Annotated in this window: 18 protein-coding genes; 3 read left to right on the forward strand and 15 right to left on the reverse strand. The window is 60.0% G+C overall.

Annotation, left to right across the window (positions count from 1 at the left end; genetic code table 11):
* Window positions 1-238: 238 nt before the first annotated feature.
* A complete protein-coding gene (locus F4V43_RS16900) occupies window positions 239-3,238 on the reverse strand; it encodes an efflux RND transporter permease subunit (protein ID WP_150459433.1) in 3,000 nt (999 codons plus the stop codon).
* 291 nt (window positions 3,239-3,529) lie between these two features.
* Between F4V43_RS16900 and F4V43_RS16905 the strand changes: the two genes are divergently transcribed.
* Both F4V43_RS16905 and F4V43_RS16910 read left to right on the forward strand, forming a co-directional pair.
* On the forward strand, window positions 3,530-4,711 hold the full coding sequence (locus tag F4V43_RS16905; protein WP_150459434.1) for a copper amine oxidase N-terminal domain-containing protein: 1,182 nt from the start codon (window positions 3,530-3,532) through the stop codon (window positions 4,709-4,711).
* Between the two features lie 91 nt (window positions 4,712-4,802).
* Window positions 4,803-5,984 (forward strand): copper amine oxidase N-terminal domain-containing protein, encoded by a 1,182-nt coding sequence (locus tag F4V43_RS16910; protein WP_191089625.1) that lies wholly within the window; start codon window positions 4,803-4,805, stop codon window positions 5,982-5,984.
* Between the two features lie 74 nt (window positions 5,985-6,058).
* Here F4V43_RS16910 and F4V43_RS16915 read toward each other — a convergent pair whose 3' ends face one another.
* The 6 genes from F4V43_RS16915 to ftsE form a co-directional block, all read right to left on the reverse strand.
* Entirely contained in the window at window positions 6,059-7,249 is a 1,191-nt protein-coding gene (locus F4V43_RS16915) for a cation:proton antiporter (protein ID WP_150459436.1), read from the reverse strand.
* 166 nt (window positions 7,250-7,415) lie between these two features.
* Complete coding sequence (locus tag F4V43_RS16920) at window positions 7,416-8,714, reverse strand: PDZ domain-containing protein (protein WP_223879943.1); 1,299 nt, start codon at window positions 8,712-8,714, stop codon at window positions 7,416-7,418.
* Window positions 8,715-8,789: 75 nt separating this feature from the next.
* The gene (locus F4V43_RS16925) at window positions 8,790-10,250 is read right to left on the reverse strand and encodes a S41 family peptidase (protein WP_150459438.1); all 1,461 of its coding nucleotides are present in this window, start codon (window positions 10,248-10,250) and stop codon (window positions 8,790-8,792) included.
* A 198-nt stretch (window positions 10,251-10,448) separates the two neighbouring features.
* A complete protein-coding gene (locus tag F4V43_RS16930) occupies window positions 10,449-11,780 on the reverse strand; it encodes a murein hydrolase activator EnvC family protein (RefSeq protein WP_150459439.1) in 1,332 nt (443 codons plus the stop codon).
* A 43-nt stretch (window positions 11,781-11,823) separates the two neighbouring features.
* Complete coding sequence (gene ftsX / locus F4V43_RS16935) at window positions 11,824-12,738, reverse strand: permease-like cell division protein FtsX (RefSeq protein WP_150459440.1); 915 nt, start codon at window positions 12,736-12,738, stop codon at window positions 11,824-11,826.
* Window positions 12,728-13,414 (reverse strand): cell division ATP-binding protein FtsE, encoded by a 687-nt coding sequence (gene ftsE, locus F4V43_RS16940; protein WP_150459441.1) that lies wholly within the window; start codon window positions 13,412-13,414, stop codon window positions 12,728-12,730. Before ftsE ends, ftsX begins: the two co-directional genes overlap by 11 nt.
* 268 nt (window positions 13,415-13,682) lie before the next feature.
* On the opposite strand from ftsE, the gene F4V43_RS16945 reads away from it, so the two are divergent.
* Entirely contained in the window at window positions 13,683-15,140 is a 1,458-nt protein-coding gene (locus tag F4V43_RS16945; protein ID WP_150459442.1) for a VanW family protein, read from the forward strand.
* A 136-nt stretch (window positions 15,141-15,276) separates the two neighbouring features.
* Here F4V43_RS16945 and F4V43_RS16950 read toward each other — a convergent pair whose 3' ends face one another.
* From F4V43_RS16950 to gspE, 8 genes are all read right to left on the reverse strand, one after another.
* A complete protein-coding gene (locus F4V43_RS16950) occupies window positions 15,277-15,870 on the reverse strand; it encodes a DL-endopeptidase inhibitor IseA family protein (RefSeq protein ID WP_191089626.1) in 594 nt (197 codons plus the stop codon).
* A 213-nt stretch (window positions 15,871-16,083) separates the two neighbouring features.
* Window positions 16,084-16,767, reverse strand: coding sequence for a type II secretion system protein GspM (gspM, locus tag F4V43_RS16955; RefSeq protein WP_191089627.1), 684 nt, complete (start codon window positions 16,765-16,767; stop codon window positions 16,084-16,086).
* Entirely contained in the window at window positions 16,751-18,358 is a 1,608-nt protein-coding gene (gene pilM, locus F4V43_RS16960) for a pilus assembly protein PilM (RefSeq protein WP_191089628.1), read from the reverse strand. The genes gspM and pilM overlap by 17 nt, the downstream gene beginning before the upstream one ends.
* 16 nt (window positions 18,359-18,374) lie before the next feature.
* Window positions 18,375-19,124: a prepilin peptidase gene (locus tag F4V43_RS16965; protein WP_150459446.1), complete on the reverse strand. Its 750-nt coding sequence runs from the start codon at window positions 19,122-19,124 to the stop codon at window positions 18,375-18,377.
* A 126-nt stretch (window positions 19,125-19,250) separates the two neighbouring features.
* Window positions 19,251-19,733, reverse strand: a complete 483-nt coding sequence (locus F4V43_RS16970) for a type II secretion system protein (RefSeq protein WP_191089629.1) — start codon at window positions 19,731-19,733, stop codon at window positions 19,251-19,253.
* Window positions 19,734-19,880: 147 nt separating this feature from the next.
* Window positions 19,881-21,089, reverse strand: coding sequence for a type II secretion system F family protein (locus tag F4V43_RS16975; protein WP_150459447.1), 1,209 nt, complete (start codon window positions 21,087-21,089; stop codon window positions 19,881-19,883).
* Window positions 21,076-22,131, reverse strand: coding sequence for a type IV pilus twitching motility protein PilT (locus tag F4V43_RS16980; RefSeq protein WP_223879944.1), 1,056 nt, complete (start codon window positions 22,129-22,131; stop codon window positions 21,076-21,078). Before F4V43_RS16980 ends, F4V43_RS16975 begins: the two co-directional genes overlap by 14 nt.
* 21 nt (window positions 22,132-22,152) lie before the next feature.
* Window positions 22,153-23,820 (reverse strand): type II secretion system ATPase GspE, encoded by a 1,668-nt coding sequence (gene gspE, locus F4V43_RS16985; protein ID WP_150459448.1) that lies wholly within the window; start codon window positions 23,818-23,820, stop codon window positions 22,153-22,155.
* Window positions 23,821-23,951: the final 131 nt, after the last annotated feature.

The raw sequence follows: 23,951 nt of genomic DNA on the forward strand, positions 1-23,951 counted from the left end.
CTAGGCTGATACCGAGAGACTTTCAGCCTGCTCCCTCAGACCCAGCTCTCCTCTAATTCTGAAGGCAATACGAATAACCTGAAATGTCCAAGCAGGATATTGTCAGGCAGGTTCTTGTTCTGATATAATGCGTCCTTTACCTTGTTCACGGCCTTCGGAACAGACGAAAGCCCGGCGATTCCTCGCCGGGCTTATTCTGTGCGGCCGCAGGGCCGTGATCTTATACGGACGGCTTATGCTATGCCGCCTTCTGTACATTCTGCCGGCGCTGGCGCGCCGCCTTGCGGAAATGCAGCAGCTCGTAGATGACCGGCACGACGACCAGCGTCAGCACCGTCGCGGCCGTCAGCCCGCCGACAACGACGATGGCCAGGCTCTGCGAGACAATGCTTCCCTGCTCGGAGTGGCCGAAGAGCAGCGGCACCATCGCGCAGATGGTGGCGACAGCCGTCATCAGGATCGGCCGCATCCGCGTGCCGGCGGCTTCCAGCAGCGATTCGCGGATGCTCATCGAGTCCTCGTTGTGCTTGACGCGGTCGATCAGCACGATCGCGTTGGTCACTACGATGCCGATCAGCATCAGGGCTCCGAAGAGCGCGGTGAAATCCGGCGTTGTTCCGGAGATCAGCAACGCAATGACGGCGCCGATTGCCGCCAGCGGCAGCGAGAACATGATGGCCAGCGGAGCGCGCAGGGTACGGAAGGTCAGGACCATAATGAGGTAGACCAGGCCGATTGACAGCAGCGCCGTCATGCCAAGGTCGGCAAAGTCTCCGCTCTGTTCTGCCGAGGCGCCGCCCGCGTACAGCTTGACGCCATCCGGAGTCTTGATATCCTTCGTCTTGGCGGCAATGTCCTTGCCGATCTCCGAGACACGCTTCGGATCGACATCGGCTGTAATCCGGATGTACGGCTTGCCGTCCTTGTGATAGAGCATCGCCGGCTGGCGGGTGGTTTCAAGCTCGGCGATTTCGCCGATCTTCTTCGGACCCTGCGCCGTCAGAATGGTCAGGTTCCGCAGGTCGCTCTCCGTCTTCGGCGCAGAGGACGGCGCCAGCACCACTTTGGATGGCGCTCCGTTCAGATCGATCTCTCCGAGAGGGATCGGGTTGAGCACCGCCGCCAGCTGTTGGGAAATCTCCTGGCCGCCGGAGACGGCCGGGTCGATTTTGAAGGCAAAGACCGGCTTCGTATCATCCATATTGCTCGTAATCTTGCGGATGCCTTCCACCGGCTGAATCGCCTTCTGAACTTCGGCTGCTACCGGCTTCAGCGTCTCCAGATCATCGCCGACAATGTCGATATACTCGGTCGCGCCGGACGAGCCCATCAGACTCATCTCGCTGACCGAGAGAACCGCTCCCTTATAGTCGCCGGCCAGACTCTCAATATGGTCGATCAGCGCCTGGGCATTGGTGCCCTTCTTGATAACAATCGTATAATCGACCAGCGCGGTTGATGAGACGCTGCCCCACTTGGCCATATCGGCGCTGTTGCCCGACTGCATGACGACATCCCCGGTCTGCGGCTGCTTGATAAGCTCCGCCTCCAGCTGCTTGCCCCGCTCCAGCACTTCGGCAACCGGCTTGTCGTTCGGATACTTGAGCTGGACCGATACATAGCTGGCGTCGGAAGCGTCCAGCGCGGCTTTCGGCATCGTGACGTAGGCGGCGATCGACCCGATCAGCACCACCGTTCCGAGCGTCAGCGAGACCCATTTATGGCTCAGGTTCCAGTTCAGGAACCGCAGGAACGAGCGCGAAGGCTTATGCTCCCGGAGCCCGCCTTTGCGCAGCAAGCCCGAACCAAGCAGCGGCACCACCGTCAGGGCGACCACGAGCGAAGTCAGCAGCGAGTAGGTAACGGTGAGGGCGAACGGCAGGAGAAAAGCCTGAAGGCTGCCCCGCAGCAGACCCATCGGCAGGAATACCGCCACCGTTGCAATCGTGGACGATGTAATGGCTGCCGCTACTTCCTTGGTCGCCGAGACAATCATGTCTACAGAGAAGGCTTCCCTCTGAAGCCGCCGGTAAATATTCTCGATGACGACGATACTGTCGTCTACCAGACGGCCGACCGCTACAGCCACGCCGCCCAGCGTGATGATATTCAGCGTAATGCCCGACAGATCGAGCAGATAGAGCGTGACGGCCAGCGACAGCGGAATCGAGACCGCTGTAATCAGCGTCGCCCGCACATTGCGCAGGAAGATCAGGATGACGATCGTGGCGAACAGCGCGCCGAGCAGCACTTCGCGCATCATGCTGTTGACCGAATCGACGACCATATCCGAGGTACTGAATATCACTTCCACATGAGCGCCTTTGACGCTCTTGCTCAGTTCTTTGGCCTTATCGGCCACTTTGCTTCCGACGTCCGCCGCATTGGCGCCCGCTTCCTTCGTTACGCTTGCAACCAGCACGTCCCGGCCGTTCGAGCGGCTGACGCTCTCCTGGTCGTGCCGCACTTCAACGGCGGCTACCGAGCCCAGCGTGACGCCGTCTGCGACCGGCAGCCGCTTCAGCGTCTCCACGCTGTCGATCCGGGCCGTTACGTTCACGCTGCCCGTCTCTCCGGCGATCGTCTGCTCGCCGATGGATGCCGAGACGCTGCGCCCTTGGAGAACGCCCATGATCTGCGGCAGCGATACGCCGCTGGCGGCCATCTTGGCCGGGTCCATCCGGACGTTCACCACCGGGGCGCTCCGGCCGTAAAGGGCCACATTCGCAACCCCGTCGATATCCTCCAGCGCCGGAAGAATCTCTTTCTCCACCTTCTGCAAGGCCTGCTCCGTCAGTCCCTCGTCGAAGGCCATGGTCAACTGCGAGACCGGAATCATGGAAGTATTCAGCTGAACCACAAACGGCTTCATGACCCCCTCGGGGAATGTCAGCGCATCGACGGCCTTCTGCACATCCTGGGACGCCGCTTTCATGTCCGTCTTGCCGTCGAAGTTCAGATTGATCTGCGAGTAACCGTCCCCTGTCGTCGACAGGATGCCCGTCTTGCCTTTGACAGCCGATACCGCCGATTCAATCGGCCCGGTTACCCGTTCCTCCATTGCCGCCGTATCCTGCCCGGGTCCGAGTACGGTTACCGTCACCTGCGGATTGTCCGCCTCCGGCATAAATTCCATCGGCAGCTTGAAGTAGCTCATCACCCCTGCAATTAGTGCGATGACGATAAGCAGCCCGGCCGCCGCCCTGTTCCTGAATGTCCACCTCGTTAATCGTTCCACTTGCCAATCTCTCCTTCCACTCCCCAATAATTTGCGGTCGTTCTCTGGCTGTATTTCTTCTATGTATGGTTCCCGTGCTTTCCAGTGTAGGGCCTGGAGCAGAGAGAAGGAACCGACCAGCGAACGGTTTTGCGGCTCGGTCTTAAGGCGGAGGCCGGCGCCAAATCAGGAAAAATTGTGAAGCGTCCCACGATTTTGTCCCGCTGTCAATATCCTGCCTGGACCTGCCGGGTGCGTCTCCGGCGTCCTATAATTTTCAACAGGTATGACCACTTAAAGGAGTGTTAAACGATGAAGAAACTTCAACTGGCGCTGGCCGCCCTGCTGCTGTCCGGAGCTTGCGCCCTTCCCGCCTCTCCCGCTTCAGCCGCATCCAAGCCGATTACCGTTCAGATCGATCAGAAGGCGCTCTCTTTCGGAGACTTGACCCCGGTTCAGCAAGAAGGAACGGTCCTGGTCCCGATGCGCGCGCTGTTCCAGAAATACGGAGCCCAGGCTTCGCTTGACGCCAAGACCGGCGTCATTACCGGCGCCAAGAACGGACTGCGCATCCAGCTTCAGCTCGGCAGCAAGCGGGCCACAATCAACGGACAAGCTGTTCAGCTCTCCCTTGCCCCGCAGAAGATTAACGGAACCGTCTATGTACCGCTCCGCCTGATCGGAGAAGCGTTCGGCTGCTCGGTTGCCTGGAATGCCAAGAGCGGTATGGTGTCGATTACAAGCCCCGCCGATCCTTCCGGCATCAAGACGCTGCTCAGCCAATACGTCGAATATTCCAATACGGAGAACCTGGAGGGCTTCATGAGCCTGTTCACCTCCGATTCTCCTCTGAACGTACCAGCGGTACGGAGCCAGATTCAGGCAGCACTGGCGGCTTCCGACATGAAGACAGCCGTGGAACAAGCCTCCATCCTGAAGCTTCAGGGCAATGACGCCATTGTGCAGACGGTGGAGAGCACCTCTCACATCAGCGGACCCTACGAACCGGACCAGCGTTCCTCCAATACCTATCATCTGATCTACGCCAAGGACAACTGGCGGATCCGCGATGTAACCATCAACGGCGTTCAGTACCTGCTCTCCGACGCACAGCGCAATGTTCAATTGACCGTTCCCGCAGAGGATGCAGAAGCGGTTCAGACTGTTCTGAAGAACTATTATGATTATGCCGCTAAGAAACAGGCAGACGCGCTGTTCGGTCTGTTCGAGAAGGAGCCCCAGGCTTCGGAGCAGGCCGGTTATACCCAGGCTTTTCAGAACTATGATCTCGCCTATACTGTGGAGAACAGCCGCATCATCGCTTACTCCGGCAAAGAATGCGCACTGCTCTTCAACGTCGCCATCCGGAAAGTCAAGGGTTCGGATTATAAGGACAACCGGAATGAAATCGTCTTCCGCATGGTGAAGAATGCCGACGGGCAGTGGAAGATCGGCGGAACGTTCGTTATCGGCTCGACCCCGCTCAACCCCTGAGAAGGCGGTGCACAGGCCCTTGCCGTTTCGGAATGATGCAGGATGGTGAATATTTCCTGAAAGTCATTCTTTGACAAGGAGAGCTGTGATGATGAAAAAAACCCAAGCTGCGCTCGCCGCGCTGCTGCTGTCGGGAGCCATTGCGCTGCCCGCCGGAGCCGCGCCCGCTGCGCCCATTCTGATCCAGGTGGACGGCCAGTTGTTGGAGCTGGCCGGACGAAATCCGGTAGAGTCGAACGGAACCGTATTTGTACCGCTTCGTCCTGTTCTGCAGAAGCTCGGCATTCAGGTCACCTACGACCTGGCTACCGGAGCAATCCGCGGCAGCAAAGGCACCCAGACCTTCAAGCTCCAGATCGGCAGTACCCAGGGAACCGTGAACGGCCAGGTCCGGGAACTGGCCGCTGCTCCCCGATCCATCAAGGGAGCCGTCTATGTCCCCGCCTCTTTCATCAGTGAAACCTGGGGCGGCCGGGTAGAATGGGATGCCGAAGACCGAGCGGTTCTGATCACCTCGGCGGATACGGCGAAGGCGGAACCGGAGATGAAGGCGTTCTTCGAGAAGTACGCCGGCGCGGTGAACCGGAATGACTTTGACGCCATTCTCTCCCTGTTCGTTCCCGGCTCCGATCTCGCCCGGGCGCTGACCGCGAAGCGGGAAGAAGTGACCGCGAACGGACAGCAGTTGAAGCTGGAACAGGCTCACATTGTCCGTGCGGAGGCCAATGAAATTATCGTCCATACGATTGAGTACACGCATATTACCAGCGGGCCGTTCAAGCCGGACAGCCGGTCGGAGAATACGTACCGGATTGTCCGGCAGGGAGATCAGGGCTGGGCAATTGCCAATGCCCAGATTACCGGTATCCAGTACCTGGTCTCCGATGAACAGCTTCAAGCTTCCGTGACCGTCCCCGAAGCTGACCAGAAGGCCATCGCTCAGCAGTTGAAGGCTAATTTCGATGCGGCCAACGCGGAAGATCTGACCGCTTTCCTGGCGACCGTGGACGCAAGCAGCGCCGACCTGGAGCAGATGAAGCAGAAGTACAGCAACCTGTTCCGGACGTATGATATTACGTACAGCCTGGAAACGGCCAAAATCATCTCCTACGACGGAACCAACGCGGCCGTCTATGCGATCCAGACCGCCAAGAAGCGGAAGGGTCCGGCCTTCGAGGACAACCGGGCCGCGACGGTAACAACCGTCAAGAAGAATGCAGCCGGCGAATGGAAGCTGCTCCAGACCTATGTGCTGGACGCCGAGAAGCTGTAACCGGCATAACGAACACCAGGGTACCCGGCCAGCCGCTCAAGCGGTGCCGGGTACCCTTGTGGTATTTATAAATCTTATACTCGGTCTGCCGCAGCCTCTCCTCCATGCTCCGGCTTCTTGTCGTGCTCGCCTTGGCGGCGGAACATGGCCTTGAGCATCGGCGGTGTCACCAGCGTCGTCACAATCACGGCGATAATGACCGAGGTGAAGTAATCCTTGGGCAGCAGACCGCTGCTCAGACCCGAGGCGGCGATAATAAGCGCCACCTCTCCGCGCGAGATCATCCCCGAACCGATGGCCAAGGAAGAACGCCATTTGAATCCGGTCAGCCTGGCGCCCAGACCGCCGCCGATCAGCTTCGTCAGAATTGCAATAACCGACAGCGCGATTACAAAGCCGATCTGGTCCAGCACCCCGTCAAAGGTAACATTCAGGCCGATGCTGACGAAGAAGACCGGAACAAAGATGCCGTAAGCCAGCGGCGACAGCTTGCGGTCCACCTTCTTGCGAAGCGGCGTCTGCGCCACGGCGATGCCCGCCGCAAATGCGCCGATAATGCCGGCCATGCCGGTCCATTCGGCAAACCAGGCATAGGCCAGGCAGACAATCAGCGCTGCCGACAGCGCCGCCTCGGCCACCTTCAACGGCGTGATCCATTTCATGACGCGCGGAACGACGAAGAACGCAGCGGCGATGGCAACGGCGAAGAACAGCAGTTTTTTGCCGATCAATACGCCGATGGATACGCTCTCCCCCATTCCGAAGAAGCTCGTCAGCAGACCCAGCAGAATGACGACCAGAATATCGTCGACGACGGCGGCTCCAAGGATAGTCGAGCCTTCCCGGGAATTCAGCCGGTTCATGTCCTTCAGCACCTGAACCGAGATGCTGACCGAGGTGGCGCTCAGAATTGTACCGAGGAACAGCGACTCATGCCCATCCAGCCCGAATGCTTCCCCGAGGGCCGTTCCGCCGAAGAAAGGCAGCGCGATGCCCAGCACCGCTACGGCAAAGGCCGATTTCCAGTTGCGGCGCAGCTGCTCCAGGTCGGTCTCCAGGCCTGCAATGAACATCAGAAGAAGGACACCGATTTCAGACAGTTCATGAATAAATTCGCCGCTCTCGATCCAGCCCAGCGCAGCCGGGCCGAGCACAATGCCCACAATCAATTCGCCGAGCACGGCCGGCTGTCCGAGGCGTACGGAGACATGTCCGGCCATTTTGGTGAAGAAGATAATCAGCAGTAAGGTCAGAATCATTTCCATGTCGGCATACGCTCCTTCGATTCTAGTATGGCTTCAATTGTCCGAAAAAAGACAAAGAGGAGCCCTTGGTGACAGGCTCCTCCGATAACACTGAATTATTCGGTTTGCATCATACTCTCTTCATTATACCCGAATGAGGCCCCGCTGCCAAGTTAGCGGGCCGCGCCTACGCTTCGGCCGATCCGTGCTCCTGGGCGGCAGGCTCCGCTTCCGTCCGGCCGCGGCGGCGCGCCCCGGTCCGGAGCGCAACGACGGCCGGCAGGCTGGGCGCCTTCTCCGGCACCGTCACGTCCTCGTCGGGAAGCGGCGCGAGGATGACGCCAAGCTGGTGATGGTCGCCGTCATAGATCGGCCGCTGCAGGTATTTGCTCTCCCCGGCGGCATTCAGCACCTCCAGCTTGCAGTACGCCGGGTTAAGGCGCAGCGCTTCGTGCAGCTGCGCCCGTCCGGTCACGGGCATTCCGTTGACCCGGACCAGGATCTCTCCCGGCTGGACGCCCAGCTCGTCGGCCGGGCTTGCCGGCAGCACGGCCATAATCTTCAGGCCGTGCTGCGGGTCCACGAAGAAGGGGCTGGACCGGCGCTCCTCGCGGGCGCCGAGCCAGACCAGCCCTTCGTGCAGCAGCAGCGCGGCCAGCGCCGCCGGCAGCGTGAGCGGGCCCCACCAGGCCGCGCCCAGGCCCAGAACCACCAGGGCGGCGGCGTACAGCAGCAGCCGCCCGAAGACGCGGGCCGCCTTGACGCGCGGCAGCCGTCCCGTCGTCCAGTCGCTGTAGCCGATGACGACGGGAAGGGAGACCAGCCCCAGGCCGCCGCCCAGCAGCGTCGGCCAGGGCAGTTCCCCGGCGGCGGAGCCCGCCGGGATCAGCAGGAACAGCGGCACCGGCCAGAAGGCATCCAGCCGGTAGCCGCCGACCGTGCGGCCCCGCTTGCCTTCCAGGTAGAGCGGGGTCGCGAGGCTTGGACCCTGCAGGCGGGCCAGCAGCGCTTCCGCCAGGTGCAGCAGTCCGGCGAGTACGACGAGCGCCGGAATGTCCAGGTCCCGGACGGCTTGCAGCAGCTCGCCGCCCCATCCGGGGAGCCGCGCATCCGGGAAGAAGGAGAGTACGAACTGGAGCACGCCGAGCGTTCCGGCCGCATAAGCGAAGCAGAACGCCCGGACCCGGAGCAGCAGCAGCAGCAGGCTGACGATCCAGATGGCAGCGACGCCCGCAGAGGAGAGCGATATGCCGAGCGCTGCGCCGGCTGCCGAGACCCCGAGGCCCGCCAGCAGACCGGACCAGAGAGAACGCCACAGCTCCGCGCCGGGGCTGTGCAGCTTCACATGAATCAGCCGCCGCTCCGCCGCGGTCTGCCGCAAATAATAGAGAAACATAAACAAGACCGCCATATAGTAAAAGGGCTGGATCAGCAAGTCCAGCGCAGCATAGCCCCATTCCGTCAGCAAGGTATTCCATTCGTTCAAACCGATCATCAGCTCCTTGGTCCATCAGAGTCGGACTATCGTGCAAAAAAAGAAGAAGGCTGAAAGTCAGCCTTCTTAGGATTTCGACGCCTGCGCCGCAATTTCCTTCCGGATCTCCGCGATTCCCCGGTTGCGCTGGTTGTCGTTCACCGGATTCTGGATCGCCTTGATCAGCGCCGCTTCCAGCGACTGTGCCGTCTTGGCGTCGATACCTCCGGTTGCCGCAAGCTTAACCGATGCCTGGAACTTCTTGACCGCCGCCTTCGTTCCGGCGTCGAAGTAGCCGTCCTGGCGGCCGGGCTTGAAGCCGAGGCCCTGGAGCATAATCTGCGCATTCTTGACGTCTTCGCTGTTGCTGTTGTATTGCAGCGTCTTTGTCTTGTCGATCGGCGCCGCCGAGAAATAGGCCGGCTGAGCCACCGCAATGTCGGGAAGAATGCCTTTCCCGTGAATCCAGCTTCCGTTAGGGGTCAGCCATTTGGCGATGGTGATCTTCAGCAGACTGCCGTCCCCCAGCTGCTTCTCGAAGCTGGTCTGAACCGTGCCCTTGCCGAAGGAATTCTCGCCGATCAGCTTGGCCCCTGCCGACTGCTGGAGCGCTCCGGCCAGGATCTCCGAGGCGCTGGCGCTTCCCTTGTTAATCAGCACCGCAACCGGGTACGGTTTGCCCGATCCGTTTGATTTGGTCACGTCCCGCTTCTTCTCTTTATCCTCTACCTGAACGACCGTCTTGCCCTTGGGAACGAACTGCTCGGCAATATCAATGACGACCGGCAGCACGCCGCCGGGGTCGTTCCGGACATCGATGACCAGGCCCTTCATGCCCTGGCTCTCGAGCTTCTTCAGTTCTTCCTTGAAGCGCTCCGCCGTGTTCATGGAGAACTGGGTGATTTCGATGACGCCGATGCGGTCATCCTCCATCTTGGCGTACACCGTCTCCAGCTTCACATCGTCCCGGACGATATCGAACGTCAGCGCCTGGCCGGAGCCTGTGCGCTGGACCGCAAGCTTCGCGACGCTGCCCTTCGGGCCCCGGATCTTCGCGACGGCATCGTTCAAATCCATCCCGGTCAGCGATTCGCCGTTCACCGAGAGGATAATGTCCTTGGCCTTCAGCCCCGCTTTGTCTGCGGGCGAGCCTTTGATCGGGGAGACGATGGTAATCTTCCCGTTCTCGGAAGACACCTCGGCGCCAATCCCTGTGAAGGAGCCTTCGATGCTCTCTTCGAACTTCTCGGCGGTCTCCTTGGCCATGTAGTTGGAATACGGATCGCCCAGCGCCTCCATCATTCCGTTAACGGCGCCGTCGATCAGCTTCTCCCGGTCTACCCCGGCGTAATAGTAATCCTCGATCAGATTGATTGCCGTTCCCAGCTTCTTCGATTCCTTGGAATCCAGTCCGCCGTCTGTAACTGCGGCCGCCGCGGATTGACCCGCTGCCTGTTCCGGGAACAGGCTTCCGGTCGCCGCCAGCGTCAGCAGACTGCCGAACAGCAGAGCAAATATCACCATAATGGCTGCCGTGCTCTTCTTCATGCGGTTTCACCGACCCTTCTTGTCCATTGTCGGGCATGTCCAGACACAGCCGCCGCGGCCAGCGCGGACGGTTGTGCCTTCCAGTATATGCCGTTCGGGCGTTTTTATTCAAAAAAGCGGCACCGCCTGTCGACAGGCGGCGCCGCGCTGCGCGGCTGGCCGGGAGAAAGCGGCGCACGCGCCTCCCGGGTCCGGTGCTTACAAATAGTCCGACGGATCGACGGTCTTCCCGTCGATTCGCACTTCAAAGTGCAGATGGGGACCGGTCGATTGTCCGGTCGATCCGGATTCGGCGATCTTCTGGCCCCGTTCGACATGGTCGCCGTTCTTGACCTTGATGCCGCCGTCGCGGATATGCCCGTAGAGCGTCCACATGCCGCCGCCGTGGTCGATGATGACGCAATTCCCGTAGCCGCTCCACCACTCGGCCACAATGACGGTTCCCGATTCGGCGGCATGAATCGCCGTCCCCTGCCCGACCGCGAAGTCGATGCCGGTATGCAGCTTCCGCGCGCCCGTAATCGGATGAATCCGGTAGCCGTAGTTCGAGGAGATCGGCGCCGAGCCTACCGGCAGCAGCAGCGGGCCGCTGCCGAAGGCATAACTTCCTGAAGAGCTCTCGGTCTCGTTGGCGGAGACCGCAACGGACGACGATCTGGCTGCCGCTGCTGCGGCAGCTGCGGCAGCCGCCTTTCTTGCCGCTTCCGCCTTCCGCGCAGCCGCCGCCTTGGCTTCTGCGGCCCGCCGGGCGGCTTCTTCCGCCTTGATCTTGTCCTTCTTCTGCTCCAGAGCGGCCCGGGTGGACGCCAATTCGACGAGCTTCGCATTCTGCTCTTCGCTGATATCCTCCGCGTCCGCAATCTGCCGGTCATACATCTCGATCAGTTCCTGCTTCTCCGCTTCCTTCTCCTTCAGCTCGCTGCGGCGGGTCTCCAGGTCCGTATAGAGCTGCTTCGCCATGGCGTACTGGCCCTCCAGCTCCTGCTTCTTGGCAACCACCGTCTCCTTGTCGCGCTTGTCCTGCGCCAGAAGGTCCTGATCCTGGTCAACAATCGACATCAGCGAATCCGCCCGGTCCAGGAAGTCGGAGAAGCTTGTCGAAGAGAGCAGCACATCCAGATACGAGACCGTTCCATCGGTATACATCAGACGGACCCGGGATTCCAGCAGCTTCTCCCGGGAAGCAATCCGCTTCTCGGCAGCATCCAGATCGGCGGCTGTCGCTTGCAGCGATTCCTCGGTATCGTCGATCCGGGCCGAAATTTCATTCATTTCGCCTTTTACACCCGCGATCTGGTCGAGAACCGTCTGAAGATTCAGCGTAGTCTTGTTCTTGTAGTGCTGGGCTTCCTGCTCTTTCGCCGCAGCTTTCTCCTGGGCGACCTTGGCGGTCTTGACCTCTTCCTGCAGCTTCTTCAGCTGCTGGTCGATTTCCTGAACCGTCGTTTTCTTGGCATATCCGTCAGAGGGCTGGAATATGACGGCAGACAGCAGCAACGCGGCTAACCCGGCGGCAACAATCTTTTTCAAATCTCGCTCCCCATCCTTTATCTTCCGAATCGAATTGTATGCTTCACACCTTCAGGAACTTGCGGATCGACACGGTGCTTCCCCAGACGCCGATCAGGACGCCGAGTCCAATCATGAGACCGCTCAGCAGCAGCCAGATATCAGAGAACGGAATCAGGCTGGAGCCGATCAGCGGATCGCTCTTGACCGTCTCCGACAACCCGGTGTAACCGATGTAGAGAACAAGCACTGTAATGACCGACCCCAATACTCCGATCAGCGCTCCCTCGACAAAAAACGGCCAGCGGATGAATGAGTTCGTCGCTCCCACCAGCTTCATAATCCCAATCTCCCGGCGGCGGGCCAGAATCGTAACCCGGATGGTGTTGGAGATCAGGAACATCGACATCACGCCGAGCCCCGCTACAAAAACAAAGCCGACATTTCGGATCGTCCGCGTCACCTTGAACAGCGTCTCGATCGTCCCTTTGCCGTATTTCACTTTATATATCGGCTTCTCCGGGTGAATTGTGTTGAGTTTTTCGATTTTGGCGGCTACTTCCCCGACGGTTGTCGATTTAACCACCTCGACGAGCAGCGCCTCGTTCAGCGGGTTGTTCGCTTCGTCGAAGCTTCCGAGTACCGTCTCGGCGTCGGGACCCAGGTCCTCGCGCAGCTCCTTCATCCCCTGCTCCTTCGAGATGAACTCCACTTTGCTGACTTCCGGCATGGCTCCAATCTCGGCCTGCAGCGTCTGCCGCAGCTTCTCGTCGACATTCAGCTCCAGATGCACCTTGATCTGCACCGCGCTGTCGGCCTTGTCCGCCAGCTCGTTGACGTTGAGCACCAGTAGAATGAACACGCCGAGCACCAGCAGGGAGACAACGATGGACGTGATCGAGGCCAGGGACATCCAGCCGTTGCGGAATACGTTCTTGAAGCCTTCCCGCATGTGGCGCAAGAAGGTCCTAAAATTCATAGCCGTATTCCCCTCTCAACTGGTCTCTGACTATCTGTCCGTGCTCGATGGCCAGCACCCGCTTGCGCATCTTGTTGACAATGTCGCGGTTATGCGTCGCCATGACGATCGTGGTGCCGCGGAAATTGATCTCGTCGAGCAGCTGCATAATTCCCCATGACGTCTCGGGGTCCAGGTTGCCGGTAGGCTCGTCCGCTACAATAACGGACGGATTGTTGACGATCGCCCGGGCAATGGCAATGCGCTGCTGCTCTCCGCCGGAGAGCTGGGACGGCTGGCGGTTGGCCTTCGAACGCAGTCCCACCAACTCCAGAACCTCGTTCACCCGTTTCTTGATTTGCTTCTTCGGCGCTTCGATAACCTCCATGGCAAAAGCCACATTCTCGAAGGCCGTCAGCTTCGGCAGCAGCCGGTAATCCTGGAACACGACGCCGATGTTCCGGCGGACGTACGGGATTTTACGGAGTTTCAGCTTGCCGATATTGAACCCGCCCACGGAGATCTGCCCCTTGGTCGGCGTCTCTTCCCGGTAAATCAGCTTCATGAACGTCGATTTGCCCGCACCCGAAGGGCCGACCACATAGACGAACTCATTGCGGTCGATCTTGACCGATACCCCCTGAAGCGCGTGGGTACCGTTCGGATAGGTCTTCCATACATCCTGCATCTCGATCACTGTATCACTTCCCGATTATGTCTTATCCCGTAGAATTATTGCGAATGAAGGCAGGGCAAGATTGCCACAACATATCCATTGTAACAAATCCCCTATCGGTTGAGTACCCGAAAGTTTGGGCGAAGACCGGCATATACATGGGTATAGCCCGGCCATCCGCCGCCTCGGCCAGCTGAAAGCACCGTTTCGCCCGGACGCTGGATGATTCCCCCAGAAAGACCTTCAATGCCCATTCTGTTTCATTAGTGAGCTGTAAAGGAGCCCCGATATGAGAAAATGGCACGGCGCTCTGGTCGCCGGCACCGGTCTTGCGCTGCTGCTGTCCCTGCTATACGGAGGCGCTGTTCTATATACAGGCCAGCGCACCGTCCCTTCGCATGTCCGGCTTGCCGGCCTGGAGCTCGGCGGGCGGCCTCTGCCCGAAGCCCGGGCGGAGCTGAAGCGGACGATGGCCCGGATGGAACGGCTGTCCCTGTCGCTGCGGGACGACCAGGGCGAAGCCGCCCGCCTGACCCTGGCGGAAGCCGGCGTCGTGTACCGTGCGGAGACACTGCTGCATGCGCTGGACTCGCTCGGAGAGGGCGGCCTGTGGGAACGTGTCCGTACCCGGTGGACCTTCCCCCGAACCTGGCGGCTTGAGGCCGAATGGAACTCCGGGAAGCTGCGCGGCCTTCTGAATGCACAGTGGCAGCACAGCCGCTACGGCGAGGCGGTCAATGCGGTCCGGACGATAACCCCGGACGACCGGATCGCGTATGCGCCGGGACGCTCTTCGCGCCAGATTGACTGGACCGCGCTGGAGAGCCGGCTGCTGGCCTCCCTGCCTCGGGAGCCGGGGATCGACGCCCCCGCCGGACCCGAAGCTCAGCCGGGAGGGCCGGAGGATGCCGTTCCCCGGGTCCTGGACCTGCCTCTGGCGGAGCTGCCTCCGGCCGTTACCGAGGCGAGCCTTAGGGCCCAGGGCGTCTCCCGCCTGATTGTGTCGATGAGCACGCCGCTCGGAGCCAGCGGACCGGGAAGAGTATACAACGTGGAATCGGCCGCCCGGGCGGTGAACGATACGCTCATCCCCCCTGCTGGAATCTTCGATTACGGACTTGCCATCGACAAGGCTGCCCGCACGACCGGCTTTCGCCAGGCCCCCGTTATCGTCAACGGCCGGCTGACGCCCGGGGTCGGCGGAGGCATATGCCAGGTGTCCAGCACCTTGTACGGAGCGGCGCTTCGTCTGGGTCTGGACATTGTGGAACGGCGCAATCACTCGCTGCCGGTGAGCTATCTTCCCAAAGGCCAGGATGCGACCTTCGCCCAGGGCTCGATCAACTTCCGGTTCCGCAACACCACCGGACACTATCTGCTTATCCGGTCCGAGGTGCGGGGCCGGACGCTGACCGTCAAAATGTACGGCACCTTTCCAAGAGGCATTGTCTATGAGGTTCGTTCCTCCACCGTGGACATTCTGGCGCCGGGCGAACGGCGGGTCATCGACGCTTCCGTCGCCCGCGGCGCTTCCCGGACACTCGTCCGGGGCAAAGCCGGCTATGTCGTCGAGACGTACCTGATCCGCCGGGAGGACGGACAGGTCACCGGCAAAACGCTCGTCTCGCGGGACACCTACTGGCCGCAGCAGCGCGTGGTTGCCGTCGCTCCGGGGAGCGCGGCCGCTCCCTCGCCTTCGTCCGCGCCGCAGCGGAGGCTGGTCGAGGATGGCGTAAGCGGGGAGTAGACGCCGGGGAGCCGCGGCCTCTTTTGTCACCGAGAACGGCAAAAAGGCCGGAGCCGCAAGCGTCTCCGACCTGATGCGAGAGATAAGGCACATTCGGCCCATTCCGATGATTACCGGCCGCCCGGTTGAACCGGGCCTAGAACAAGGTGTCCGGCGACATGTCGATCCGCCAGTAGCCGCTTACCTTTTTCAGCTTCACGATCAAGGTCTCCGGGTTCTGCGTGTTGTTCGGGTACGGGACCTTCAATTCAAACACGGCCTTTGTCGTATCCTTGGACAGCATGGTCGCCTGGGCCTTGTGGAACTCCAGCAGGTTGCCGATGTCGGCATTGACCTGGGCCATGCGGCCCTGGTTCTCCAGGAACTGAGTCTGCACGTAGAACGCCGCTGCGTTGTGCGTGTAGGCTTTTTTGACGTAATGAAGCAGCTGCTGACGGGTTCCGAGATCCCGGGAGAGATAGCGGAATTCCTGGCCGTTGTGCGTGAAGGTCTCGAGCTGGGCCAGGCTTCCGCCCCGGTTCGTGTAGAAATAAATCTCCCGCGCGTACAGCACCAGCGGAATCAGCGTACTGGAGGTCAGGTTGTTGACCATCGCCGGGTTCGCCTTGGCCGCCGCCGTGGCCGCCGCCTTCTGCGTTGCGGCCGCCGGCGCGGCCAGCGCCCCGCTTCCCGCCGCCGTCAAGCCTACCACTGCCGTCAGCGCGCCGATCCACCATTTCACTCTGTTCATGTCCATTCCTCCTTGGAATGATTGGAATTATGTAGCGGAGCAGGACTCCGTACCCATGAATACCCGTTTCGGCCAGGATCGAAAACGCCATCATCCCGGTCTGTCCGGAAAATTCGGGGCGGCCTTCGGCAGTTCCGTCAACCTGCCCAAAAAGGGGCCCGTCCCAAAGGACGGCCCCCTGCTGCTATATCCGGATATGATTATTCGGCAGTATTAGCTTCCTGTCGTTCCTTGAGCTTCCGCCTGCGCGGTGTCGGTCGTCCCGCCGCGGTCTGCCTGCGGCAGCGACTGTGCCGGTCCCGTCGGCTCGTCGCTCTCCTCAAAGTACGCCGAGAACGTCACATTGGCTGTAAGAATGCCCGATTCCGCCGCCGATGTCCCGTTCGCCGTGTTCTTCTGAAAAGACAGCGAATCCACATTGACAATCCGATCCATCGTGTAGAGCTCATACAGCCACCGGCTGACGCTCAAGTAATTCCCCTCGACCACGGCGGTCATCGTCAGCTGCTTGACGGTCGGGTACTCGGGCACCGACGTTCCCTTCATGACCTGGATCGGGTTCTGCTCGCTCACCGCGAATCCGATATCCTTCAGCCGGGCGCCGGTATGAAGCTCAATCTGCCGCAGCTGCAGGATCAGCGTCTCCGCATTGTCGCCCTTGGGCAGCTGGGCCAGCAGTTCCGCCTTCTCCGAATCGGCTGAGCCGTCGGCCTTGCGCTCATCTATCTTCTTCTCCATCAGACTGTTCTGCTGGTTAAGCAGCGCCAGCTCCTCCTGCTGCTGGTCGATCTTCTCCGAGAGCGGACGGGCCCCCAGCAGATAGAAGGCCAGCAGCGCCAGGAACAGCACCAGAATGCCCAGCACAATCGGAGAACGGTACTTATTGATCTGTTCCACTGTCGGTTCCTCCCTCCTGACTGCCAGTGTCCGTTGCGTCTCCTGCTCCGCGCTTGTCCAGGTTGACTTTATACACCGCCGTATACATGCGGCTCGCCGAAGCCGGCGAACCCGGCTCCGCGTTCGGATCACCCTGGGACAGCTTGGTGATCGAGGCATCGACCGTGAACGACATTTCACGCAGGGCCGCCAGGTAGCGGGCCGAGTCTTCCATCGACGGCACCAGCACCGTCAGATCCAGAGAAGTCAGGTAGGTGTAGTCCATCGTTCGCAGCACGCTGCCCGCCGGCAGACCGTCGGTCAGTTCATTCAGCACGTTCACGATATTCATTTTGTACTTCATGATCTCGCCGATGGCAGCCTTGCGGTTCAACTGTCCCGCCGTACCGTTCATCTTCGCTATCTCGGCCTGGAGCATGATTCCGCGGTCTTCCGCGCCCTGAATCATCTCCTTGCCCTCATCGACCTTGCCCCGGTCCGTCAGGAACAGCAGGGATACGCCGATGGCTCCGAGCACCCACAGGAGGGCGAGACTGCCTGCCACATAGGGAAAAACCCTTGCTTCCCGGTCTTCCCGGGGCAGCAGATTGATCGGAAGCACGCCGTGGGCGCGCAGCGCCGCTCCCAATGCAACCCGGTAATCGTTCAGCTCGGGGTCGGGTTCACCTGTGCTCGTATGGTAGACCCCCGTCATGGCGACTTCCATCTCCGCCTGGGTCTGGCGCAGCTCCTCGACGAGCTGCCCCCGTACAAACGGCGAACCGGCTACCAGCACCTGCCGAATCCGCGTATTTCCGTCATGGAGACTGTATTGGTAAAAGTTCAGCATCCGCGAGATTTCGGCGGTGATCTCTACCATCTGCTCCGGCGACAAATGCTCCGGAGCCGGTTCAGCCGCCGCTGCGGCTTCCTCCATGCCCGGCATCAGATCGGCCGCACCTGCGAACGGACGGTTCAGATCCGCCAGGTTAATCGAACGCATGAACAGCGGATTGCCGTCTTTGAACATGAAGACATCCAGCACGTGGTCTTCCAGATTGACCAGCATGGTCTCGCCGAAGCTCTCACCCAGAGCCACCGACAAGCTCCGGGCCAGCGCCGTGGCCGTGAATTCCACGCTCGCGACCCGAAGTCCGGCCTGTTCCAGCACATCCACATAGCTCTGAATCGGTCTTCGCGGCGCCGCGAAGACCAGCAGCTTGCTGCTGTCCTCTTCCACTTCGGTCGTAATATAGTCATAGACCGGATTCTCAAAAGGCAGGTGAAGGCCTGTCTCCACCTCCAGCTTGACGAGCTGCTCCACCTGGCGTTCATTGCCGCTGGGGATCGTCATTTTGCGGATAACAATCTGCGAAGGCGGGATCGTCAGGGCCACCCGGCTGCCGCGCAGGCCGTCGCGCTTGACCCATTCCTTGACCAAGGCCAGCAGGCCGGCTTCGTCCGCCACCTGGTTATCCACGATCAGGCCGGGCGGAAGCGGCAGATACCGGCGTTTGCGGACCTCCCATGATTTAGTGTTCTTGAGGCTGATGTAGCGGATGCCCGTCTGCCCAATCGTCAGACCGCCCGCAGGTGTGTGTAATCCCAGCATGTAGTTCGATATCCTCCTAACGAATGAGCGAGAGATACCCGCCGATAATCTGCGGGCCGTAGGCATAGGCGATCAGGGCGGAGACTGCCAGAAAAGGCCCGAACGGAACCTGCTGCTTCCGTCCGATCTTCCCGGCCAGCCGCAGGCTGCCCATAATCAGGGTGCCGAGCAGACAGGCCAGCAGAAAGGCCAGCAGTGTCCCTTGCCAGCCCAGCGCAAGGCCCAGAAGCGCGAACAGCTTCAGGTCGCCCATCCCCATTCCGCCGAACCAGACGAGCGGGAAAAGAATCGCGGCTCCGGCCAGCAGGCCCAGCCCGTGCGACCACATCGGCTCCTGCGGGAACAGCACGGTCAGCAGACCGAGCAGCGGCAGGAAGAACAGCAGCACCTTGTTGGGGATGAGCATGTATTTCAGATCCGCCACCGTTACAAGAACCGCCAGACTGGACAGCGCAAGCGCCGTCAGCGTGCTCCCGGTCAGGCCGAATGTCAGGAAGGACCAGAGGAAGAGCAGTCCGGTCGCCAGTTCGCCCAATGGATACAGGACGGACACCTTGGCCCCGCAGTGGCGGCAGCGTCCGCCCGACGCCAGCCAGCTGAACACCGGCACCAGATCCCGGGCCGTCAGCCGTCTCCCGCAAGCCGTACAGTGCGAAGGAGGATGAGTCAGCGACTCTCCCGCCGGCACCCGCAGCGCGACCACATTATAGAACGAGCCCAGCGCGAGTCCGAGCAGCGCAAGGTAGATGGCGATTGCAATCGTCATAGCTTGAATTCCTATCTGTATGGGATGAACAATCCTTGGGGTTTAGTCTATATATCGGATGATACCGGTTTTTCGGTAAGATTAAAAAAGGAACCGGAATGATCCGATTCCTTGCTGAGCTTATAATTATTTTGTTGCTGCAGGTTTTGCTGCTGGCTTTGAAGCCATGACTTCTTCCACGCTAAATACTTTAGATGTATTATTAGTACCCACCGTGAGTGACAGGGCGCCTAATTTACCAGTACTATCAAATGTAACCGTACCCCCTGTGATAGCCTCTTTAGAACTAGGAAGAACCAGATTGCTATCCAAATATCCTGCATGTACCAAGTCGTTGGTATTGTCAGTGTCCGCATCATTGACCGCAATAGTGCGATCAGTGAAGTCTCCATCAGTACCGATAATATACATTCGAGCAGCATCATAAATTTGTCTTGCAGTTGCTACATCAGAATTTGACTTTGAATTATTAATGATATTCCCGATCAACGGAATCGCAATGACCGCGATAATCCCCAGGATTACGATAACCGCGAGCAGTTCGATCAGTGTAAAACCTTTCTGCCCCTCTTCCTTGCTCAATCTCTTGCGAATCGCTTCTTTCAACATTTGATTTCCTCCTAAAATGATGTGTAGTATAAAGCAAAAGCCTGACTCCCGGAAATTTCCGACACCTCTATCATTGCATGTCCGGCGGCGAACCTTGCTTCTCCCCGCCTTCCCGGCGTCACCCCTTTCAAGGCTGTTGACTATTTATCAAGACATATTGCTGTACAAACTGAACATCGGCAGCATGATCGCCGCTACGATAATTCCGACCACCCCTGCGAGAAAAGCAATCAGCAGCGGCTCCAGCAGCGACTTCAGCCGGTCTACGGTGTTCTCGACATCCATCTCGTAGAAATCCGCGACCTTGCTCAGCATCGTATCGAGCGCTCCGGTCTCCTCGCCAATGGCAATCATCTGCGTAACCAGCGGCGGGAAGACCCACGCTCTCTTAAGCGGCTCCGACAGCGGCTTGCCCTGCCGGAGCGAATCGCCGGCGCTGCGGATGTACTTCCCGATCACTTTGTTCCCGGCAATCTCCTCGACAATTGCCAGCGATTGCAGAATCGGCACGGAACTGGCATAGAGTGAAGCGAAGGTGCGGGTGAACTGGGCGATGGAGCCTTTCTGGTTCAGCTTGCCGAAGACCGGGATCTTCAGCTTGGCGTAATCCAGCGCGTAGGCTCCCTTCTCGGTGCGCTTAGCCACCTGGTAGGCTGCGACCAGCAGGACAACCGCCAGCAGCCACAGGTACCACTGGCCCTGAATGCTTTTGCTCATGACCAGCACCATCTTGGTAATGGCCGGCAGCTCGGCGTTCATGGACTCGAACATGGAGACGAACTGCGGGACGATAGCCCAGAGCAGGTAGATGACAGCGGCCACGGCCATCACACCGACCGTAATCGGATACGTCAGCGCGGACTTGATCTTCTCCGTCGTCGAATGCTGCTTCTCGAAGAAGACGGCGAGCCGGTCCAGCGTACCTTCCAGATCGCCCGATTCTTCGCCGGCGCGGATCATATTGACGAACAGCGGCGGGAAGATCTTCTTGTGGTCCTGAATCGCCTGGGAAAAAGCGACCCCGCGCAGCAGGCTGGACCCGACGTCCGCCAGCGCTTTGCCGAGCGGCTTGCTCTCCGTCTGCTCCGCCAGAATGCGGGTGGCGTCGACGATGGACACCCCGGCCCGCATCAGCGTGGCGAACTGCCGGCAGTAGATGATGAAGTGAATCGACTTCACCGGGTTCCCGATATAGATGTCCATCTGAAGCAGCGACGTCTTCCGCTCGTTCAGCGAGAATACCGTCAGATTGCGCTTGCGCAGCTCCTCCATTGCTGTCGCCTTGTCCAGCGCGGTAAGCGAGCCCTTGATCGCCTTCCCGGCGATCGTCTTGACCTGATACTCATACAGAGGCATCGCTTCTCACCTCCGTCAGATAGGCTCTGGCCGCCGCCGGATGAATCAGATTCCGGGCCAGTGACTCCCGGATGCTCATCTCCAGCGTGTGCATGCCGAGCGCCCGTCCGGTCTGCATGATGTTCTTCACCTGATGCGTCTTCTCCGAGCGGATCAGATTCGCTACGGCCGGCGTGTTGATCAATACCTCCGTCGCGCACATCCGCCCCTTGCCTTCCGCTCGGGGGAACAGCCGCTGCGAGACCACCGCGAGCAGAACCGAAGCAAGCTGAAGACGAATCTGATTCTGTTGGTGGCCCGGAAAAGCATCGACAATCCGGTCGATCGTCCCCGGCGCATCCGAGGTATGCAGCGTTGCCAGCACCAGGTGCCCCGTCTCGGCAGCCGTTACCGCCGCCGAGATCGTCTCCAGGTCGCGCATCTCGCCGACCAGAATGACGTCCGGGTCCTGCCGCAGCGCGGCGCGCAGACCCTGCGCGAAGCTGGCCGTGTCGCTTCCGATCTCCCGCTGATCGACCAGACAGGTGCCATGGGCGTGCAGAAATTCAATCGGATCCTCCAGCGTTACAATGTGCTTGCGCTCCCGGCGGTTGATATCGTTCAGCATGGCCGCCAGCGTCGATGATTTGCCGCTGCCGGTCGGCCCGGTAACCAGCACCAGCCCTTGCGGCTTAGCTGCCAGTTCAGCCAGCACGGCCGGCATTCCGAGCGATTCCAGCGTTGGAATCACGGCCGGAATGCTGCGGGCTGCAATGCTGATGCCGCCGCGCTGCCGGTATACGTTCACGCGAAAGCGCACACCGCCCGAAATCGGATAAGAGAAATCGCATTCCCCCGCCTCGCGAAAAGCCGCTTCCCGCTCCGCTCCGAGCAGATCAAGCGCCATTTCCTCGGCCTCGCCGGGACCGACCGGTCCGCCGTCCACCTGCTGAAGCCTGCCGTCGATCCGCAGGACCGGCGGAGAACCGACCGAAATATGGAGGTCGGAGGCCCCGGATGAATAAGCCATATGAAGAAGTTCTATAATCCGTCGTGCATTCAACCGGCAGTCACTCTCCTCTCCCTATCCATGCGAGACCGTCTCGCGCAGCACTTCCTGCAGCGTGGTCATACCCTGGGTTACCTTCAGCAGGCCGTCTTCCATCAGCGGCACCAATCCATTTCCCGAAGCCGCTGCCCGCAGTTCTTCGACCGAGGCGGAATCGGTGACCAATTGGCGAATCCGGTCATTCACGACCAGCACCTCATGGATCGCGATCCGGCCGCGGTACCCGGTCGAGTTGCAGCTGCCGCAGCCCCGGCCCCGGTACAGCTTGTCCACCCGGTGTCCGTGCTTCTCCAGCAGGATCAGCTCCTGCGGAGACGGCGTGTATTCTTCCTTGCAGTCCGCGCAGACTTTGCGCACCAGCCGCTGGGCGACGACGCCGATCAGCGATGAGGCGATCAGATAAGGCTCCACGCCCATGTCCCGCAGACGGGAGATAGAGCTGACCGCATCATTCGTATGCAGGGTGGACAGCACCAGATGGCCGGTCAGCGAAGCCCGGACGGCAATTTCGGCCGTCTCGGTATCGCGGATTTCCCCGACCATGACGATGTTGGGGTCCTGCCGGAGAATGGAGCGCAGACCGGCTGCAAAAGTCAGCCCGATCGCGGGATTCACATGGACCTGATTGATGCCTTCCAGCTGATACTCGACCGGGTCTTCAACCGTGATAATGTTCACGCTCTCCTGGTTGAGCTGATTGAGCGCCGAGTACAGGGTGGTTGTCTTGCCGCTCCCTGTCGGACCGGTAATCAGCATAATGCCGTAGGGGCGGCCGATCATGTCTCTAAAAGCTTCGATATTCGCTTCGCTGAAGCCGAGCGTATCGACCGATTTGACGCCGGTGCTCAGATCGAGCAGCCGGAGGACAATCTTCTCCCCGTGCATGGTCGGCAGGGAAGATACGCGGATATCGACCATCTTGTAGTCGAACTGCATCTTGATCCGTCCGTCCTGGGGAAGCCGCCGCTCGGCGATATTCAGCTTGGCCATAATCTTCAGACGGGCTGTGATGAAGCCCTGCATCTGCTTCGGAATCAGACGTTCGGTCCGAAGCGTTCCGTCGATGCGGTAGCGGATCGCCAGATTGTTCTCACCCGGATCGACATGGATGTCGGAAGCCCGGAGCTGGACGGCCTGCTGAATCATCTGGTTCACCAGCCGTACGATCGGCGAGTCCTCGTCGGTTATCTCCGTCTCTTCGATTTCTTCCTGGGTCGGCAGCTCCACGAGCATCTGGGTCATGGAGTCGCGCATGCCGTAATGACGGGCGATGGCGCGCTGCAGCTCATCCCGCGTGGAGATGGCCGGCTCGATCTTGAAGCCTGTGCTCATGCGCAGGTCTTCGATGGCATAGTAGTCGAGCGGGTCCGCCATGGCCACCATCAGCTTGCTGCCTTCCTTCATGAAGGGCAGCACTTGGTAGCGCTTGGCCATACTCTCCGGAATGATCTGGGTAATAGCCGGGTCGATCTGATATTTGAACAAGCTTACATGGGGAATCCCGAGCTGAAACTCCAATACTTCGATCAGCTGCTGCTCGGTGATATAGCCCTGCGAAATCAGCAGATCTCCAAGCTTGCGCTTGGACTTGCGCTGTTCAACCAGCGCTTCCTCCAGCTGCTCCTGCGAGATGACCGCATTCTCGACCAGCAGGTCGCCGAGTCTTTTTTTTACAATGGCCAAGATCCACTCATCTCCATGCCGTGTGATGGTAGCAATTTCTTATGTTCTATATCGGATGGGACCCTTGTGAAATTTAGGATAAAAGCCCTCCGGGCCCTATTCATTTTCCAGCAGGAAAAACCGATAAATCA

The organism is Paenibacillus spiritus (genome assembly GCF_008710135.1).
GTDB lineage: Bacteria > Bacillota > Bacilli > Paenibacillales > Paenibacillaceae > Paenibacillus_AQ > Paenibacillus_AQ glufosinatiresistens.